The organism is Methylobacterium sp. E-065 (assembly GCF_022829605.1).
Taxonomy (GTDB): Bacteria; Pseudomonadota; Alphaproteobacteria; order Rhizobiales; family Beijerinckiaceae; genus Methylobacterium.
On the sequence record NZ_JAKSYD010000260.1, the window covers coordinates 92529 to 109154 of the forward strand.

Genomic DNA, 16626 nt, shown 5'->3' on the forward strand with positions numbered 1-16626 from the left:
CCGATCCGGCTGCGCGACCCTCACGCGATCCCGTCGATCGCCACCCGCAGGTTCTCCGGACCGCGCAAGGCGGCGCCCTGCCGGTAAGGCGGCGGATCCGCGATCAGGCGCGGCGCCTTCAGCCGGCGGGCGAGGGCGGTGAGTGCCGCCTCGGCCTCGAACCGGGCGAGCGGTGCGCCGACGCAGTAATGCAGGCTGCCACCGAAGCCGAGATGGCGGGTGCCAGTCCGGTCCGGATCGAACCGGTCCGGGTCCGGGAACACGGATTCGTCCCGGTTGCCGGCGGCGAGCAGCAGCACGAGATCGGCGCCCTCGGGGATCGTCACCCCCGCGATGTCGATCGCCGCGAGCGTCCGGCGGGTCCGGAACTGCACCGGCGGCTCGTACCGCAGCAATTCCTCGATCAGCCGCGGGGCCCGCATCGGGTCCTGGCGCAGCCGCTCCAGCTCGTCGGGATGGCGCAGCAGGGTCAGCAGGCCGTTGGTGATCAGGTTCACGGTGGTCTCGTGGCCGGCCACCAGCATCAGGATCGAGGTGGCGATCAGGTCGTAATCGCCCATCTTCACCCCCGCCGGGGTGGCGTGGTTGGCGAGCCCCGAAAGCATGTCGTCCTGCGGATGCCTACGCTTCTCCTTGATCAGGTCGCCCATGTAGCCGCCGATCGCGTCGAAGGTCCGGCTGTTCTTGGCGCGAATCTCGGGATCGAACAGGCTGTCGGGCTCCAGCGCGGTGGCGAGCTGCGTCGCCCAGCCGTGGAATTTCGGCTCGTCCTCCCGGGGCACGCCGAACAACTCGCAGATCACCGTCACGGGCAGCGGGTAGGCGAGGTCGTCGACCGCGTCGATCTCCCGGGCGTCGCGCTTCTCGTCGAGCAGATCGGCCACCAGCTTGTCGGAGCGGGCGCGCATCGCCTGCACGCGCTCCTGGCTGAACTGGTGCATCACGGCCGAGCGCAGGGCGTCGTGGTCCGGCGGATCGCGGAAGATGAAGACCCGGTGCCGGTCCATCATCCAATCCTTGAGCGGCTTCACGATCAGGTCGGTGAGCGGGTTGCCGGTGCGCGGCCGGTCGGCCGGGGGGAGAGTCTCGGAACTGATCCGCGGGTCCTGCAGCAGGCGCGCGATCGTGCCGTGGGTCGACGCCACCCAGGTGCCCGCCTCGGTGCCGTCATCCTGGCGCGAGACCGGGTTCTGCCGCAGCTTGGCGTAGATCGGATAGGGATTCGGCCGGTTGGCGAAGTCCTTGACCTGATCGAGGAGGCTGGAATCGGGCATGGGGGTGACCTCAGGAAAAGCCCGGCTCGAAGAGCTCGACACCCTTCGGCCGGTCGGTCGCGGCCCCCTCCGGCGGGAAGGGCGCACCGGTGGCGACCAGCTCGGCATGGGCAGGCAGCCACCGGGCGGAATCCACCGAGACCGCCGCGATACAACGCCCGGCCCGGCCGTAGAGGGCGATGAAGCGGCCCGACGCCGGATTGCCCTGCGTGATCGCCACCGCGTCGGCGCCCTCGGTCAACCCGGCGGATTTCACCACGAGATTGCCTTGCGTCGACCAGAAGGTCGGCAGGGCGCCGTAGGCCGCGTCGGGGGGCGCGCCAGCGAGCAGGCGTCCGGCATGGACGGCCTGCGCCACGGCGTGGCTCCAGTGCTCCAGGGCGACACGGCGTCCGTCGTAGAGCGGGTGCGGGAAGCGCGCCACATCGCCGGCCGCCGCGATCCGCGGGTCGGCGTGGCCCTCCGCATCGAGGACGTAGCCGGCGCCATCGCAATCGACCCCGCCCGGATCCGCCGACAGGCCGGCCCCGTCGAGCCATTCGGTGTTGCGCACGGCACCCAGCGCGATGACCGCGACGTCGGCCTCGATGCGGCTGCCGTCGGTGCAATGTGCGCGGACCAGCCGGCCGCCTTCGCCCTCCAGCCACTCGACCTCGCTGCCGCAGCGCAGATCGACCCCGCGTCCCTCGTGGATCGCCCCGATGAACGCCCCGATCCTGCTGCCGAGGACCCGGGCCAGCAGGGTCGGCCCCGGCTCCACCAGGGTCACGGGCAGGCCGAGGCTCCGGCACAGGCTCGCGACCTCGCAGCCGATGAAGCCGCCGCCGATCACCAGGACGCGCCGGGGGCCGGCCTCCAGCGCCTGCCGCAGGGCGGCGGCGTCGTCCCGCCCACGCAGGGTGAAGACGCCGGACAGGCGCCCCTCATGCGGGTTCGGCCAGGGGCGGGCGCGGGTCCCGGTGGCGATCAGCAGGCGGTCGTAGGGAAGGGTGCGTCCGTCAGCCAGCCTCACCGTGCCAGCCCGCCGGTCGAGGCCGGCGGCCGGGGTGCCGAGCTGCCAGTCCACATCGGCCTCGAGGCCGTGCGGCAGCGTGGTGGCATGCGCGGGGATCGCGCCGGCCAGGACGTGCTTGGACAGGGGCGGACGGTCGTAGGGGAGGTGAGGTTCGCCGCCGACGATCGTCAGAGATCCGGAAAAACCCGCCTCCCGCAGGGCCTCGGCGCCGCGCAGGCCCGCGAGGCCGGCGCCGACCACGACCGCACGCTCGGAAGCCGCCATCAGGCGCCCCGCCCCGAATCCTCGACGCGGATCGCCTGGACCGGGCAGGCGACGCGGGCCCGCTCGATATCGTCCCGATGCTGCGCGGCGGGCGCCGGATCGTAGAACAGGGCCTCGTGCCCCTCGATGCGGAAATGCTGCGGCGCCGCATAGCAGCACTGGGCATAGGCCTGGCACAGGTTGAGATCGACACTCACCCTCAGGCCGGGCGGGGATCCGGATGACGCATCGGCGGGGGTGGACATGGCGGGGCAACCACGCGGGACGCCCCGGGTTCCGCGCTGCGGGATCGGTGCGTCAGAGGGGTCGATCTGGTCGCGTCGGTCCCCGTAGAATCGGTACGCCGGAATTCCCTTTCTGCGCAGTTCGGACTAGTGTTCGACCGCCGCGGGCCCGCCCGATGCGCCGCGAATCCAGGAGCGCACCATGCCGCAGGGTGCACGCACGAGCCTTGCCGCCCTCATCCTGCTGATCGGCGTCGGCGCCGCCACCGCCGAGCCCGCCGCGGGCACGACCTGGACCGACCCACCGACCCACAAGCCCGCCGCCGACGCGCCGGCCTCGGACCGGAAGGCGGCGGCGCCCGCTCCGGCCGCGGCGCCGACAGCATCGACACCCGCCGCCGTCGCCGCAGAGGCCCGGCCCGCGCCCGCGAAGCGCAAGACGGCCGCGCGCCATGTGCCGGCCCGGACCACAGCCACGCGAAGCGCGCCGGCCCGGATTGCGGCGCGGCGCGCGGCGCCCGAGCGTCTCGCGGCCTCGGTCCGCAGGGCACGCGTCGCCGCGGCACCGCCCCGGGTGATCGTCGGCCCACGGGCCGTCGCCCTGGTGCCGCCGCAGGAGGGCTATGCCCGCTACCGGCCCTATGGCTATGGCCCGGGCTACGGCCCCGGCTATGCCGACGAGCGCCTCGACAGCCTGCACAGCGCCGCGGCCGCCGGCTACCTTGTGGTGCGTCGGCGGACGGTTCAGTTCCCCGATGGCCGGACGCTGCGCGTCTACCGGCCGGACGACGGCGAGCCGTTCTGACCGGGCGACGACGCGAACACCGTCCGCAGCGCGGCGCGTAAAATCTTCCCCGCGGGGTTGCGGGGCAGGAGCCCGTCCCAGATCACGATCCGCACCGGCACCTTGAAGGCCGCCAGCCGTTCCGCCGCGAAGGCGCGGATCGCCTCCGGGCTGGTCTCGGCGCCCTGTTCCAGCGCCACGATGGCGCCGGGCTCCTCGCCCAGTGTCGGATGCGGCACGGGCAGCACGACCGCGTCGATCACGTCCGGATGTTCGTAGAGGACGTTCTCGACCTCGCAGCAATAGATGTTCTCGCCGCCGCGGATCAGCATGTCCTTGATCCGGTCGACGATGGTCAGGAAGCCCTCGTCGTCCACCCGGGCGAGATCGCCGGTGCGCAGCCAGCCCTCGGACAGGACCTCGCTGGTGGCCTCCGGGTCGTTCCAGTAGCCGCGGACGATGTTCGGCCCCTTCACGCAGAGTTCGCCGACGCGGCCCGGCGGAAGGTCCTGTCCCAGGGGATCGCGGATCCGCACCTCGCAGACCGGGAGCGGCGGCCCGCAGGAATCGGGATGCGCCCAATAATCCTCGGCCTGGTGGTGGGTGAAGGTCGCGGAAGTCTCGGTCATGCCCCAGCCGGTCCCGGGGACAACCTTCGGCAGGACATCGCCCAGAACCCGCACGAGATCGCCGGCGGCGGGCGCGCCGCCATACGTGATGGCATCGAGGCTCGGCAGCGTCCGCCCGGCCTCCCGGGCCGTGGTGGCGAGCTGCCACGCGATGGTCGGCACGCCGCCCGCGCTGGTGCAGCCCTCCTGCTCGATCAGGTCGAGGGCCGCGTGCGCGTCCCAGCGATGCATCATCACCAGCCGGTGGCCGCCATAGAGCGCCGCCCCGAGGCTCGCGTGGCAGCCGGTGACGTGGAACAGCGGGATGACCAGCAGCGCCACCCGCTGCGGCGCGGCTGGGTCGGGCTTCGGCGGGCTCTCGCCCCGGCGGAGGGCGCTGCGCGAGGCCGAGTAGGGATAGGCCATCACGGTCGTGGCGGCCGCCCGGTGGGTGCCGACGGCTCCTTTCGGCTTGCCCGTGGTGCCCGAAGTGTAGAACAGGGTCGCGTCGTCCTCCGGGTCGAGGGCGACGTCCGGCAGGTGAAGATCGGGGAGGGCGCCCCAGTCCGCCACCGGGCCGAGGATGTCGGCGAGCGGCGTCCCCCGAGGATCGGGCTCCATCCGGGTTGTGAAGACCCGCTCCAAGGCTGGGCACTCTGCCAGGTGCGGCGCCAACCGGGCGAAGCGCTCGCCGTCGGCGATCAACACCCGCGCCCCGGAATGCTGCAGCCCGTAGGCGAGTTCGGGCCCGGTCCACCACGCGTTGAGCGGCGTCGCGATCGCCCCCGCGAGCAGCGCACCGAAATAGGCGACCGGCCATTCGGGCAGGTTGCGCATCGCGATGGCGACCCGGTCGCCCTTGCGCACGCCGGACGCCACCAGCGCCTGCGCCAGGGCAGTGGAGGCGCGGGCGAAGCCCGTGAAGGTCACGCGCTCGTCGCGGTAGACCACGAAGGTCTTGTCACCGTGCCCCCGGGCGATCCGGAACAGGTCGTCCAGCGTCGGCGGAGCCTTCTCCCAGATCCGGGTCGGCACGCCCCGGATCGGCACCGTGGCGATCGCGAAGGGCGCCCCCGGGGCGGTGAGCCGCGCCTCGGCATCGTGAAACGGCAGGGCCGGCCAACCGGCGGGGATGCGGGGATCGGGGCTCATCGCGCGATGGTCACGCCGCCGTCGATCACGAGCGCCTGGCCGGTGACGAACCGGCCGGCCGCAGAAGCCAGGAATACGGCCGCACCGGCGATCTCATCCGGCTCGCCGATCCGGCGCAGGGGCGCGGCGTCGGTGGTGGCGGCCAGCATGGCAGGATCTTCCCACAGGGCCCGGGCGAAATCGGTGCGGATCAGCCCCGGGCACAGGCAGTTCACCCGGACATTGGCGGGGCCGTATTCCACCGCGTAGTTGCGCGCGAGCTGGAGATCGGCGGCCTTCGAGACGTTGTAGCCGCCGATCACCGGCGAGCCCTTCAGTGCCCCGATCGAGGAGACGAGGATGATCGCCCCGTCCCGCCGCGCCACCATGCCGGAGGCGACCATCTGGATCAGCCAGTGGTTCGACAGGACGTTGTTCTCGAGGATCTTTCGGAACTGCGCGTCGGTGATGTCGGCAAGCGGTCCGTAATAGGGGTTGCTGGCGGCGTTGCCGACCAGCACGTCCACCGGACCCAGCCGCTTCTCGGTCTCGGCGACGAGATGTTCCAGCTCGGCCTTCACCGAGATGCTGGCGGGGATCGCCACCGCCCGGCCAGCGCCGTGGGCGGCCTCGATCTCGGCGACCACCGCGTCACAAGCCTCGCGCTTGCGCGACGAGATCACCACCCGGGCGCCATGCTCGGCCATCCGCAGGGCGATGGCCCGCCCGATGCCCCGGGACGAGCCGGTGATGAGGGCGACCTTGCCGGTCAGGTCGAACAGGGACACGCTCACGCCCCCGCCCGCTCGGCGAAGCCCCAGGCCGCGGCAGCGAGCTTCGGCACCCGCGCCGCCATCGCGGCGGCGTGTTCGCTGGCGGCGTTGCCGGCCTTGGCGCGGGCCGCCACGCCCTGCAGGATGCCGACCAGCCGGAACAGGTTGTAGGCGAAGTACCAGTCGAGATCGGGCAGGTTTGTCCGATCCGCCGCCCGGCAGTAGAGCGCCAACGCCTCGTCCCGGGTGGGGATGCCCAGAGCCGGCAGGTCGAGGCCGCCGAGCCCGCTGCGCCCGTCTGCCGGCAGCTCCCACTGCATCAGCAGGTAGCTGAAATCGGCCAGCGGATCGCCGAGCGTCGACAATTCCCAGTCGAGCACCGCGCTGACGCCGCCGTCCCGGGAAAAGATCAGGTTGTCGAGCCGGTAATCGCCGTGGACCACACAGGCGCCCTGCTGCTCGGGCACCGTCTTGGGCAGCCACGCGATCAGCCGCTCGACATCCTCCAGCCGCCCGTCCTCGGCGGCGCGGTACTGGCGGGTCCAGCGGTCGACCTGCCGGGCGAAGTAGTTGCCGGGCCGGCCGTAATCGGACAGCCCGGCCGCCTCCGGGTCGATGGCGTGGAGGCGCGCCAGCGTGGCGATCATGCCGGCGTAGTGCCGGTGGCGGGCGTGGGGATCGAGGCCCGGCAGGGCACCGTCCCAGTGTACGGCGCCGTCGACCGCCTCCATCACGTAGAAGGCCGCGCCGATGATCTCCGGGTCCTCGCACAGCGCGAAGGGGCGCGGCACCGGAAAGCCCTCGCCGTAGAGGGCGCCGATCACACGGAACTCGCGCTCCACGGCGTGCGCGGAGGGCAGAAGCGGGCCGAAGGGTTTCCGGCGCAGCACATAGGCCTGGGCGGGCGTGTCGAGCCGGTAGGTCGGGTTCGACTGGCCGCCGCGGAACTGCCGCACGGTGAGCGGGCCGGCAAAGCCGCGGACATGCACGTCCATCCAGGCGGCGAGCTTCGCCTCGTCGATCCGGTGGCGCGGCTCGATCGCCTTCACGCCGGAGAAGACATCGGCCTCGCTCATGCCCGCTCCGCCTCCGGGGCTCCTGGCCGGGCATTGGTGTAGCGCCCGAATTCCAGCCGGGCGATCGAGCGGTTGTGGACCTCGTCGGGCCCGTCGGCGAGCCGCAGGGTGCGGATGTGGGCGTACATCTTGGCGAGCCCGAAATCCTCCGAGACGCCGGCCCCGCCATGGGCCTGGATCGCGTCGTCGATCACCTTCAGCGCCACCCGGGGCGCCGCGACCTTGATCATGGCGATCTCGAGCTTGGCGCCCTTGGCGCCGACCTTGTCCATCATGTCGGCGGCCTTCAGGCAGAGGAGGCGGGTCATCTCGATGTCGATCCGCGCCTCCGCGACCCGCTGCTCCCAGACCGACTGCTCGCTGATCCGCTTGCCGAAGGCGACCCGCGAGACCAGCCGGCGGGCCATGGCCTCCAGCGCCACCTCGGCCGCCCCGATGGTGCGCATGCAATGGTGGATCCGGCCCGGACCCAGGCGCCCTTGCGCGATCTCGAAACCGCGCCCCTCGCCGAGGATCAGGTTCTCGGCCGGCACCCGGACGTTCTCCAGCACCACCTCGCCATGGCCCTTGGGGGCGTCCTCGTAGCCGAAGACCGGCAGCAGGCGCGCGACGCGCACGCCCGGCGTGTCCATGGGCACCAGGATCTGCGATTGCTGGCGGTGGCGGGGCGCCTCCGGGTCGGTCTTGCCCATCAGGATCGCGATCTTGCAGCGCGGATCGCCGACGCCGGTGGACCACCATTTGCGGCCGTCGACGACGTACTGGTCGCCATCGCGGCGGATCGACGTCGCGATGTTGGTGGCGTCCGAGGAGGCGACCTCCGGCTCGGTCATCAGGAAGGCCGAGCGGATCTCCCCCGCCATCAGGGGCTTCAGCCACCGGTCCTTCTGGGCGGGGCTGCCGTAGCGGTGCAGCACCTCCATGTTGCCGGTATCGGGCGCCGCGCAGTTGAACACCTCCGAGGCGATCCCGACCCGGCCCATCGCCTCGGCGCAGAGCGCGTAATCGAGGTTGGTCAGACCGGCGCCGCGATACGCGTCGGTGTCGTGCTCGGGGGCGGGCGGCAGGAACAGGTTCCACAGGCCCTCGGCCCGCGCCTTGTCCTTCAGCCGCTCCATGGTCGGGGAGGGTTCGCGGCTCTCGGAACGCTCCGCCGCCACCGCGGCGGCGGCCGGCAGGATCACATCGGCGATGAAGGCGCGGACGCGGGTCAGCCAGTGCGTCTGGGATTGCGAGAGGGTGAAATCCACGGTGTCCGCTCCGCTCACATCCGTCGCTGCGGGCTTCTCTCCTCCCCCTTGCGGGGAGGAGTTGGAGGTGGGGGTGGCGCAGGACGGGTCGTTCCGGTGCCTTCTGCACCACCCCCACCCCTGGCCCCTCCCCACAAGGGGGAGGGGAAATAGCCCTCACAGATACTTCGCCCCCATCTCGCTGGCGAAACGCTGCGGCGGGCCCTCCCAGACGATCCGGGCCTGCTCCAGCACGTAGACCCGGTCGGCATGCGGAAGCGCGAAGGTGACGTTCTGCTCGCCGAGCAGCACCGTGATCGGCGTGGTCTGACGCAGCTTCTCCAGCGCCTTCGAGAGCAATTCCAGGATCACCGGGGCGAGCCCCAGCGTCGGCTCGTCGAGGATCAGCAGGCGCGGGCGCATCATCAGCGCCCGGGCGATGGTCAGCATCTGCTGCTCGCCGCCCGAGAGCGTGCGGGCGGTCTGGCCCTCGCGGGCCTTGAGGATCGGGAACAGCTCGTAGAGCCAGTCGCGCTGCTTGGCGCTCTCGGCCTTCGGGAAATGCTGGCCGCCGAGATCGAGGTTCTCGCGCACGCTGAGGTCGCCGAACAGTTCGCGGGTCTCCGGCACCTGGACGATGCCGGCGCGTGCGATGGCAGCGGGCTTCATCCGGGCGAGGTCCTGGCCGCCGAACCGGATCGTGCCCCCATGCGGCACGAGGCCCGAGATGGCGTTGAACAGCGTGGTCTTGCCGGCCCCGTTCAGGCCGACCACCGAGACGAATTCGCCCTCGTGGACGTGGATCGAGGCGGAGCGCAGGGCCTGCGCCTTGCCGTAGAGCACGTCGACGCCCTCGACGGTCAGCAGTGAATCCGGCTTGAACGCCGCTTCCGGCCGGGCCGCCGTCTCGATGCTGCCGCCGAGATAGACCCGGCGCACGGTCGGGTCGGCCATCACGGATTCGGCCGAGCCCTCGGCGATGCGCTCGCCGAGATACATGGCGAACACCCGGTCCACGAGGGCCGCGACGCTCTTCACGTTGTGGTCGACGAGGAGCACGGCCTTGCCCTCGTCGCGAAAGCCCCGGATCAGCTCGGAGAAGGCCGCGACCTCGCCGCCGGTCAGCCCGGCGAAGGGCTCGTCGACCAGCACCACCCGGGGGTCGCGGGCGATGGCCTTGGCGAGCTCCAGCCGGCGCAGATCCGCGAAGGGCAGGGTCCCGGGCCGCCGGTCGATGACCGCGCCAAGGCCGACGCGCTCGGCAATCTCCTTGGCACGGCGCGCCACATGGGGGTCGGCCGCCAGCCGGATCAGGCTGTCGGGCAGGAGCGCGAGGCTGATATTCTCCAGCACGGTCTGCCGCTGGAGCGGCCGGGCATGCTGGAACACGAGGCCGATCCCGGAACGCGCCACCCGGTGGGCCGGCATCCCGCCGATCTCGGCGCCGTCGAGGCGGATCGAGCCGGCGCTCGGGCGCTCCAGCCCCATGATCAGCTTCATCACGGTGGACTTGCCCGAGCCGTTCGGGCCGATCAGGCCCAGGATCTCGCCGGGCCGCAGGTCGAGGTCGATATTCTTGACGGCGACGAGGCCGCCGTAGCGCTTGGTCAGGCCGCGCACGCTGAGGCAGGGCTCGGCCAGGACGGGGGACACGGCCAGCGGGGGCGCGACGGCGACGGTCATCGAGCTCTCCGGAGCGATCCGAGGCCGAGCAGCCCCGAGGGTACGAACAGGATCACCAGCAGCGCCACCGCCGAGACCACGAAGGTCGAGAGGCCACCGAGCGGGCGCAGCAGCTCGCCGGCCGCGATCAGGAACACGGCGCCCACAGCCGCGCCCACGATGGTGCGCCGGCCGCCGAGCACCGCCGCGATGATCACCTGCACGCCGACCGACGTGTTGATCAGCGTGCCGACCGAGGCGGTGCCCATGTAGAAGACCACCAGCCCGCCCGCGAGGCCCGAGAAGGCGGCGCTGACCGCGAAGGCCGCGAGCTTGTGCTTGGCGACGTTGAAGCCGAGCGCCCCGGTCACCACCGGGTCCTGACCGGCGGCCTGGAGGATCAGGCCCACGGGCGAGCGCGCGATGACGGTGAGGATGAGCCCCGAGACCGCCATGAAGCCGAGCGCCAGCCAGTAATTGGTGTCGGCGTCGATCGAGATGACGTCGGGCACGGTCAGGCCGATCTCGCCGCCGGTGAGATCGGAGAACACCACGATCATGTTCTGCAGGAGCAGCACCGCCACCAGGGTGATCAATCCGAAATACGGCCCGCGCACCTTCAGCGCAGGCAGCGCCAGGGCGAGGCCGCCGACCACGGCGAGCACCGTCCCGACCGCGAGGCAGTAGGGGATCGGCAGTTCGTAGCGGTTGTTGAGGATGCCGGCCCCGTAGGCCCCGAGCCCGATCAGGAAGGTCGGGCCGAAATTCACCTCGCCGGCGAAACCGAAGAGCAGGTCCCAGGCCATGGAGAACACGCCGAAATAATAGGCGATGGTCAGGAGGCCGAGGATGTAGCCGGAGACATACCAGGGGAGGGTGGCGGCGAGCGCGACGGCGAGGATCGCGATCCAGAAGCCGGGGGTGGTGAGGAGCTTCATCGGGATACAAGGGCTCCGCGCTGATCCCTCCCCCCTCTGCGGGGGAGGGTGGCCCCCGAAGGGGGTCGGGCCGGGACGTAGTCCCGCAAGAGGGGAGCGACGGCGCAGAATAAAGCTCCGTGTCGCGTGAAGGGCGCGCCGTTTCCTGAAGCCGGGTTCCCCTTTCCCGACCCCCGCTGACGCGGGGGCCACCCTCCCCCGCAGAGGGGGGAGGGGATGCCGTGGAGATCGCGCGGGATCGGCTTGCTTCGATCGGAAAATCCCAGACAAACCATCACCGCCGCCCCAGCAGACCCTGCGGGCGCAGGTACATCACGGCCACCAGCAACAGCAGCGCCGGGATCACCCGGTAGGCGGGCGAGATCAGGTAGGCGGTGGCGGTCTCAAGATACCCGACCACGTAGGCGGCGATCAGCGAGCCGGTGACGCTCCCCAGCCCCCCCAGCACCACGATCGAGAAGGCGCTCGCGGTGAGCGGCCCGACCGAATACGAGGACACCCCCAGAAACATTCCGAGCAACACTCCGGCGATGCCGGCGAGCAGACCGTAGATCGCCCAGACCGCCACGTAGATCTTGCCCATGTCGTGGCCGAGCAGGGTGACGCCCCGCGGGTTCATGGAGGCGGCGAGCAGGACCTTGCCGGCCCGCGCCCGGTTCACGAACAGCCAGAGCAGGCCGATCACCACCCAGCAGATCAGCGCGGTGAACAGCTCGTTCTTCGGCGTACGGACGCCCGCGATCTCGACCACGCCCTCGATGAGCGGCAGCACGGTCTTCGGATTGTCGGTGAAGAAGTAGGCGACCAGCTCCTGGATCATGATCCCCCAGAGCAGCGTGCCGGTCAGCACGAAGATCTCTTTTTCTTCCCGCGGGATCGCCTTGCTCCGCTCGATCGGCGCCACGACCGCGAAGTAGGTGACGAGGGCACCGGCCAGCCCGCACAGCACGCCGATCGCCGCCCCCGCGTAGGAGCCGAGCCCGAACAGAGCCGAGGCCGCCCAGGCCGCCACCGCGGCCATCACCATCAGGGCGCCGTGGGTCAGATTAAGGACGCCCGAGACCCCGAAGATCAGGGTGAAGCCCATCGCGCCGAGCGCGTAGAGGGCCGAGATCGCGAAGCCGTCGACGAGGATCTGGAGGCCGATCACAGCGCTCTCCCCGCCCGACTTACTGGACCGCCGGCTTGACGGCGGGCGGCAGGACCAAAGTCCCGTTGGCCGTCGCCGCCGGCCAGATCGACACCTGCTTGCCGTTCTGCCACTGGCCGAGCACGCTGGTCATCAGGCCCGGGCCGTACTGGATCGAGTGGGTGAACGGCTGGTCCTTGCCGTAGAACTTCAGGTGCCCGACCGTGCCGACATAGTCGGTCTGCTCCAGGGCCTCGACGAGCTTGTCGGCCTCCGTGGAGCCCGCCCGCTTGATCGCCTCGGCGGTGTAGTGGACGGCGTCATACGCCATGAAGCCCGCGTAGGACGGCGCCCCGCCGAAGCGCTTGGTGAAGGCCTCCGAGAAGGGAATCGTCTTCTCGGTGAGCGCCACGCCCGGCAGCGCCACGCTGTCGAACAGCACGCCCTGCGTGCCGCCGTTGGTGTTGGCCCAGAAGGTCGAGGAGGTCGCCTGGCCGCTGATCCCCGTCATGGCGATCGGCACCTGCTGGTTCTGCCACTGCACGGTCGGCTGCACGCCGACATGGGCGATGCCGGTGACGATCAGGTCGGGCTTGGCCGCCTCGATCTTGTTGTAGATCGGCGTGAAGTCGCCCGTGTCCGGCGAGAAGCGGACATGCTCCACCACCTTCAATCCGGATCTCGGCAGGCATTCCTCGTAGGCGGCGTCGAGCGGGCGGGTCCAGGCCGCGTCCTCGCTCATGATCGCGGCGGTCTTGGCCTTGAGCTTATCGACCAGCACATCCTTGGCGGAATCACAGACCGCCTGCGCCAAGGCGTGCGAGGTCAGGTAGCCGTGGAAGGTGTACTTGTTGCGCGCGTAGTCCTTGTGGACGTTCACGCTGATCTCGTTCGAGGCCGCGCCGGGCGTGATCATCGGCGTCTTGAGCCGGGCCGCCCAGGGCATCAGGGCCAGCACGACCTCCGAGATGTAGCTGGCGATGACGAGATTGACCTGGTCCTCGGACACGGCCCGCTGGAACGCGCGCACCGCGTCGGAGGCGGAGGACTTGTCGTCGTAGGTGACGACCTGGATCTGACGCCCGTCGATCCCACCCTTGGCGTTGATCTCGTCGGCGGCGAGCTGCACCGCCTGCGGGATCGAGGCCCCGGCCACCGACTGCGCCTCGGCGATCACGCCGATCTTGATCGGCTCGGCGGCCCGCGCCGGCCCAGCGAGCATCGAGCCCGCCGCCAGCAAAGCAGGCAGCACGCGCCGGATCTGAGCGGGCCGGACGACGGCACGCGCGGTCTCGGTCATCGGCGTTTCCTCAAATTGAGCGCCCGAATTTTTTATTCGCGGGCTTGGGACCGACTGTAGCCGGGGCTCGACGGATCACAAGGGGCGGGCGGCGCGGGGCGGGTGACGTTTCCGGCGCTTCGTTCGGGCCGCGGGCTTTCGGGTCCGGCGGCCTCAGCATAGGCTCGCGTCGGGACCCGCTGAAGCGGGCTCGATGGCCTCGAAGAAAGGCGCACGACAGGTGAGGAACGCACGCGCTTTCGGGCCCGGAACCAGTCCGGGCCGCGGCGCCCGGCCAGGCCGGGTGCCCACCCCATGAGCCTGCGCTGGACGCGGCGGCCGGAGGGCTCGACCTGGGGCGATTTCGGCCCCGACGACGAGCGCGGCCGCCTGAACCTGCTGACGCCCGAGAAGGTGCTCCAGGGCGTCGCCGAGGTGCGCGAGGGCCTCACCTTCTGCCTCAGCCTGCCGCTCGATCTGCCCGGCGGCAACGTCCTGAACCCGCGCCGCCACCCGCCGCAGATCACCCCGACCCGGCGGGCCAACGGCCGGCCGAACATGAACTTCCCGGTCTGCGAGGAGGTCGACGGCGCCACCGACGTGATCTGCGACGACCGGGCGCTGATCCATCTGCAATACTCGACGCAGTGGGATTCGCTCGCCCATGTCGGGTCGCTGTTCGACGCGGACGGCACGGGCACGGGCCCGACCTTCTACAACGGCTTCCGCGGCGGCCGGGACATCGTCGGGCCGGAGACCGCCGCGGCCGCCGATCAGCCCTCCCGGGCGAAGCATCTCGGGATCGAGCGGCTGGCCGAGACCGGCATGCAGGGCCGCGCCGTGATGATCGATCTGCGCGCCCATCTCGGCGACGCGAAGGTGAAGGTCGGCTACGAGCAGCTCGCGCGGATCCTGGAGGCCGACGGCGTCGTGGTGGAGCCGGGCGACATGGTCTGCCTGCACACGGGCTTCGCCGAGCGGCTGATCGCCATGGGCGGCGCACCCGATCCGAAGCTGGTCCACAACCTCTGCGCCGGGCTCGACGGGCGGGACCCGCGGCTCCTCGACTGGATCACCCGCACCGGCCTCTGCGCGCTGATCGCCGACAACTACGCCGTCGAGGCCTATCCGGCCGGGCCCGGCCCCGCCTGCTGCGCGACGCTGCCGCTGCACGAGCATTGCCTGTTCAAGCTCGGGGTCAATCTCGGCGAGCTGTGGCACCTGACGCCGCTCGCCGAGTGGCTGCGCGCGCGGGGCCGGAGCCGCTTCCTGCTGACGGCGCCGCCCCTGCGCCTGCCCGGGGCGGTCGGCTCACCGACGACGCCGATCGCGACGGTGTGAGGGCCGCATGGAAGCTCATGCGCCCAAGCCCCTGAACGCGCCGTCGCAAACGCGTCTCCCTCCCCCCTTTGCGGGGGAGGGAGGGCGCGTGGCAGGCCTGGACCGCCAAGCCTTCAGCGCCATCGATCATGTGAGCAGCGCTCCGTCCTTCGAACCGACATCCCGCAGAGAAGGCCCCCCATGACCGAGATCGCAATCGTCGGCGGAGGCCTGATGGGGCACGGCATCGCCCTGGTGCTGGCGCTCCACGGGCACGCGGTCCGCATCACCGACACGTTGCCCGAGACCCGCGCCCGCATACCGGCGCTCATGGGATCGGCGCTCGCGACCCTGCGGGAGGCGGGCGCCGCCCCGGAGGGCTGGGATGCCGACAGGCTCAGCCGAGCGGTCCGGGTCGAGGCTGCGCTCGAGCCGGCGGTGGCGGGCGCCGGGCTGGTCATCGAGGCGATCACCGAGAACCCGGAGGCCAAGCGCGCCCTGTTCACCGAACTCGACCGGCTCTGCTCAGCCGACACGATCCTGGCCAGCAACACCAGCTATCTCGACGTCTTCCCGCTGATCCCGAAGGCGCGCCAAGCTCGGGCGCTGATCCTGCACTGGTACACGCCGCCCTACATCGTCGATCTCGTCGACGTGGTGCCCGGCCCCGGCACAGACCCGGCCGTGGTCAGCGCGATGGCCGATCTCGTGCGGGGCCTGGGCCAGGTTCCGATCGTGCTCAAGCGCTTCATCCCCGGCTACATCGCCAACCGCATCCAGCAGGCGATCAGCGCCGAGGTCTTCGAACTCCTCGACGCGGGGGTCGCTTCGCCGAAGGACATCGACGACGCGATCATCCACGGGCTCTCGTTGCGCATCCCGATCCTCGGCCACCTCGCCAAGGCCGACTTCACCGGCCTGGAGCTGACGCAGCGTGCGCTGGCCAACGCCAGCTACGCGCCGCCGCCCCCGCGCACGCGCTCCGAGACGCTGGACGGTCTGTGCGCCGAAGGCCGGACCGGGGTGATGGCCGGCAGGGGCTATTTCGACTGGGGCGGGCGCCCTCCGGAAGACCTGTTCCGCGAGCGCGACCGCAAGCTCCTGGCGCTCAAGGCCGCGATGGCCGGGATCGGCCGGATGGAGGGGACATGATCGGGGCGGATCTGACCGGACGGCGCGTCCTCGTCACCGGGGCCTCGTCTGGCATCGGGCTCGCGACGGTGGAGATGTTCGCGCGCAACGGCGCCACGGTGGCGCTGAACCACTTGGCCGACGATCCCCGCGGCCCCGCCGAGGCCGACCGGCTCGCGGGGGAGGGGCTCGCGGTGTTCGCGCTGCCCGGCGACGTGTCGGCCGCCGGTGATGCGGAAGCCATGGTGGCGGCCGGGATCGACCGGCTCGGCGGCCTCCACGTGCTCGTCAACAATGCCGGCACGGCCGGCACCACCACCCCCATCGCGTTCGAGGACCTCGACGCGATGACCGAGGACTTTTGGGCCACCATCCTGGCCACCAACCTGCTCGGGCCGTTCCGCTGCGCCCGGGCTGCGGCGGTGGCGCTGAAGGCGAGCCGGGGCGCCATCGTCAACACCGCCTCGGTGGCGGGGCTCGGGCGGCGGGGCTCGTCGGTGGCCTATTCGGCCAGCAAGGCCGGGCTGATCAACCTGACCCGCAGCCTCGCCCGGGCGCTGGCGCCGGACGTGCGCGTCAACGCGGTGGCGCCCGGCCTCGTCGCCACGCCCTGGACCCAACCCTGGTCGGAGGCGCGCAAGGCCTCCACCGTCGGGCGCACCATGCTGGGCCGCATGGCCCGGCCGGAGGACGTCGCCGAGACGATCTTCTTCCTCGCCGCGGGGGCGGCCTACATCACCGGCGAGACCATCACGGTCGACGGCGGGGCGATGTGAATTCGGGGACACC

General features: G+C 71.3%; 15 protein-coding genes. 4 read left to right on the forward strand and 11 right to left on the reverse strand.

Annotated features, from left to right (window positions below; translation table 11 throughout):
- Positions 1-20: 20 nt before the first annotated feature.
- From MKK84_RS30320 to MKK84_RS30330, 3 genes are read right to left on the reverse strand one after another with little or no spacing between them, the layout of a single operon-like run.
- Complete coding sequence (locus MKK84_RS30320; RefSeq protein WP_243925921.1) at positions 21-1274, reverse strand: cytochrome P450; 1254 nt, start codon at positions 1272-1274, stop codon at positions 21-23.
- Between the two features lie 10 nt (positions 1275-1284).
- The gene (locus MKK84_RS30325) at positions 1285-2553 is read right to left on the reverse strand and encodes an NAD(P)/FAD-dependent oxidoreductase (protein ID WP_243925923.1); all 1269 of its coding nucleotides are present in this window, start codon (positions 2551-2553) and stop codon (positions 1285-1287) included.
- Positions 2553-2798, reverse strand: a complete 246-nt coding sequence (locus tag MKK84_RS30330) for a ferredoxin (RefSeq protein WP_243925925.1) — start codon at positions 2796-2798, stop codon at positions 2553-2555. The genes MKK84_RS30325 and MKK84_RS30330 overlap by 1 nt, the downstream gene beginning before the upstream one ends.
- Positions 2799-2979: 181 nt before the next feature.
- Between MKK84_RS30330 and MKK84_RS30335 the strand changes: the two genes are divergently transcribed.
- Positions 2980-3582 (forward strand): hypothetical protein, encoded by a 603-nt coding sequence (locus MKK84_RS30335; RefSeq protein ID WP_243925927.1) that lies wholly within the window; start codon positions 2980-2982, stop codon positions 3580-3582.
- On the opposite strand, the gene MKK84_RS30340 is transcribed toward MKK84_RS30335, so the two are convergent.
- From MKK84_RS30340 to MKK84_RS30375, 8 genes are all read right to left on the reverse strand, one after another.
- Entirely contained in the window at positions 3552-5321 is a 1770-nt protein-coding gene (locus MKK84_RS30340; RefSeq protein WP_243925929.1) for a class I adenylate-forming enzyme family protein, read from the reverse strand. The genes MKK84_RS30335 and MKK84_RS30340 overlap by 31 nt on opposite strands.
- On the reverse strand, positions 5318-6088 hold the full coding sequence (locus tag MKK84_RS30345; RefSeq protein WP_243926016.1) for an SDR family NAD(P)-dependent oxidoreductase: 771 nt from the start codon (positions 6086-6088) through the stop codon (positions 5318-5320). The genes MKK84_RS30340 and MKK84_RS30345 overlap by 4 nt, the downstream gene beginning before the upstream one ends.
- Positions 6089-6090: 2 nt before the next feature.
- Positions 6091-7149: a phosphotransferase family protein gene (locus MKK84_RS30350; protein ID WP_243925930.1), complete on the reverse strand. Its 1059-nt coding sequence runs from the start codon at positions 7147-7149 to the stop codon at positions 6091-6093.
- The gene (locus MKK84_RS30355; protein WP_243925932.1) at positions 7146-8399 is read right to left on the reverse strand and encodes an acyl-CoA dehydrogenase family protein; all 1254 of its coding nucleotides are present in this window, start codon (positions 8397-8399) and stop codon (positions 7146-7148) included. Before MKK84_RS30355 ends, MKK84_RS30350 begins: the two co-directional genes overlap by 4 nt.
- Before the next feature lie 156 nt (positions 8400-8555).
- Positions 8556-10061 carry an ATP-binding cassette domain-containing protein gene (locus MKK84_RS30360; RefSeq protein WP_243925934.1) on the reverse strand — a complete coding sequence of 502 codons (1506 nt, stop codon included), beginning with the start codon at positions 10059-10061 and terminating at the stop codon, positions 8556-8558.
- Positions 10058-10978, reverse strand: coding sequence for a branched-chain amino acid ABC transporter permease (locus MKK84_RS30365; RefSeq protein WP_243925935.1), 921 nt, complete (start codon positions 10976-10978; stop codon positions 10058-10060). The genes MKK84_RS30360 and MKK84_RS30365 overlap by 4 nt, the downstream gene beginning before the upstream one ends.
- A gap of 274 nt (positions 10979-11252) precedes the next feature.
- Positions 11253-12128 (reverse strand): branched-chain amino acid ABC transporter permease, encoded by an 876-nt coding sequence (locus tag MKK84_RS30370; RefSeq protein WP_243925937.1) that lies wholly within the window; start codon positions 12126-12128, stop codon positions 11253-11255.
- A 19-nt stretch (positions 12129-12147) separates the two neighbouring features.
- The gene (locus MKK84_RS30375) at positions 12148-13407 is read right to left on the reverse strand and encodes an ABC transporter substrate-binding protein (RefSeq protein ID WP_243925939.1); all 1260 of its coding nucleotides are present in this window, start codon (positions 13405-13407) and stop codon (positions 12148-12150) included.
- Positions 13408-13701: 294 nt separating this feature from the next.
- Here MKK84_RS30375 and MKK84_RS30380 point away from each other — a divergent pair, with 294 nt between their 5' ends.
- The 3 genes from MKK84_RS30380 to MKK84_RS30390 all read left to right on the forward strand — a co-directional run bounded on the left by MKK84_RS30380 (position 13702) and on the right by MKK84_RS30390 (position 16613).
- Positions 13702-14727 carry a cyclase family protein gene (locus MKK84_RS30380; protein ID WP_243925942.1) on the forward strand — a complete coding sequence of 342 codons (1026 nt, stop codon included), beginning with the start codon at positions 13702-13704 and terminating at the stop codon, positions 14725-14727.
- Between the two features lie 180 nt (positions 14728-14907).
- Positions 14908-15858 (forward strand): 3-hydroxyacyl-CoA dehydrogenase family protein, encoded by a 951-nt coding sequence (locus tag MKK84_RS30385; protein ID WP_243925944.1) that lies wholly within the window; start codon positions 14908-14910, stop codon positions 15856-15858.
- Complete coding sequence (locus MKK84_RS30390; RefSeq protein WP_243925946.1) at positions 15855-16613, forward strand: SDR family NAD(P)-dependent oxidoreductase; 759 nt, start codon at positions 15855-15857, stop codon at positions 16611-16613. The genes MKK84_RS30385 and MKK84_RS30390 overlap by 4 nt, the downstream gene beginning before the upstream one ends.
- Positions 16614-16626: the final 13 nt, after the last annotated feature.

Bases quoted from the DNA above. Each gene is read 5' to 3' on its own strand.
- MKK84_RS30320 (WP_243925921.1), bottom strand. From the start codon at position 1,274: ATGCCCGATTCCAGCCTCCTCGATCAGGTCAAGGACTTCGCCAACCGG.
- MKK84_RS30325 (WP_243925923.1), bottom strand. From the start codon at position 2,553: ATGGCGGCTTCCGAGCGTGCGGTCGTGGTCGGCGCCGGCCTCGCGGGC.
- MKK84_RS30330 (WP_243925925.1), bottom strand. From the start codon at position 2,798: ATGTCCACCCCCGCCGATGCGTCATCCGGATCCCCGCCCGGCCTGAGG.
- MKK84_RS30335 (WP_243925927.1), top strand. From the start codon at position 2,980: ATGCCGCAGGGTGCACGCACGAGCCTTGCCGCCCTCATCCTGCTGATC.
- MKK84_RS30340 (WP_243925929.1), bottom strand. From the start codon at position 5,321: ATGAGCCCCGATCCCCGCATCCCCGCCGGTTGGCCGGCCCTGCCGTTT.
- MKK84_RS30350 (WP_243925930.1), bottom strand. From the start codon at position 7,149: ATGAGCGAGGCCGATGTCTTCTCCGGCGTGAAGGCGATCGAGCCGCGC.
- MKK84_RS30360 (WP_243925934.1), bottom strand. From the start codon at position 10,061: ATGACCGTCGCCGTCGCGCCCCCGCTGGCCGTGTCCCCCGTCCTGGCC.
- MKK84_RS30365 (WP_243925935.1), bottom strand. From the start codon at position 10,978: ATGAAGCTCCTCACCACCCCCGGCTTCTGGATCGCGATCCTCGCCGTC.
- MKK84_RS30375 (WP_243925939.1), bottom strand. From the start codon at position 13,407: ATGACCGAGACCGCGCGTGCCGTCGTCCGGCCCGCTCAGATCCGGCGC.
- MKK84_RS30380 (WP_243925942.1), top strand. From the start codon at position 13,702: ATGAGCCTGCGCTGGACGCGGCGGCCGGAGGGCTCGACCTGGGGCGAT.
- MKK84_RS30385 (WP_243925944.1), top strand. From the start codon at position 14,908: ATGACCGAGATCGCAATCGTCGGCGGAGGCCTGATGGGGCACGGCATC.
- MKK84_RS30390 (WP_243925946.1), top strand. From the start codon at position 15,855: ATGATCGGGGCGGATCTGACCGGACGGCGCGTCCTCGTCACCGGGGCC.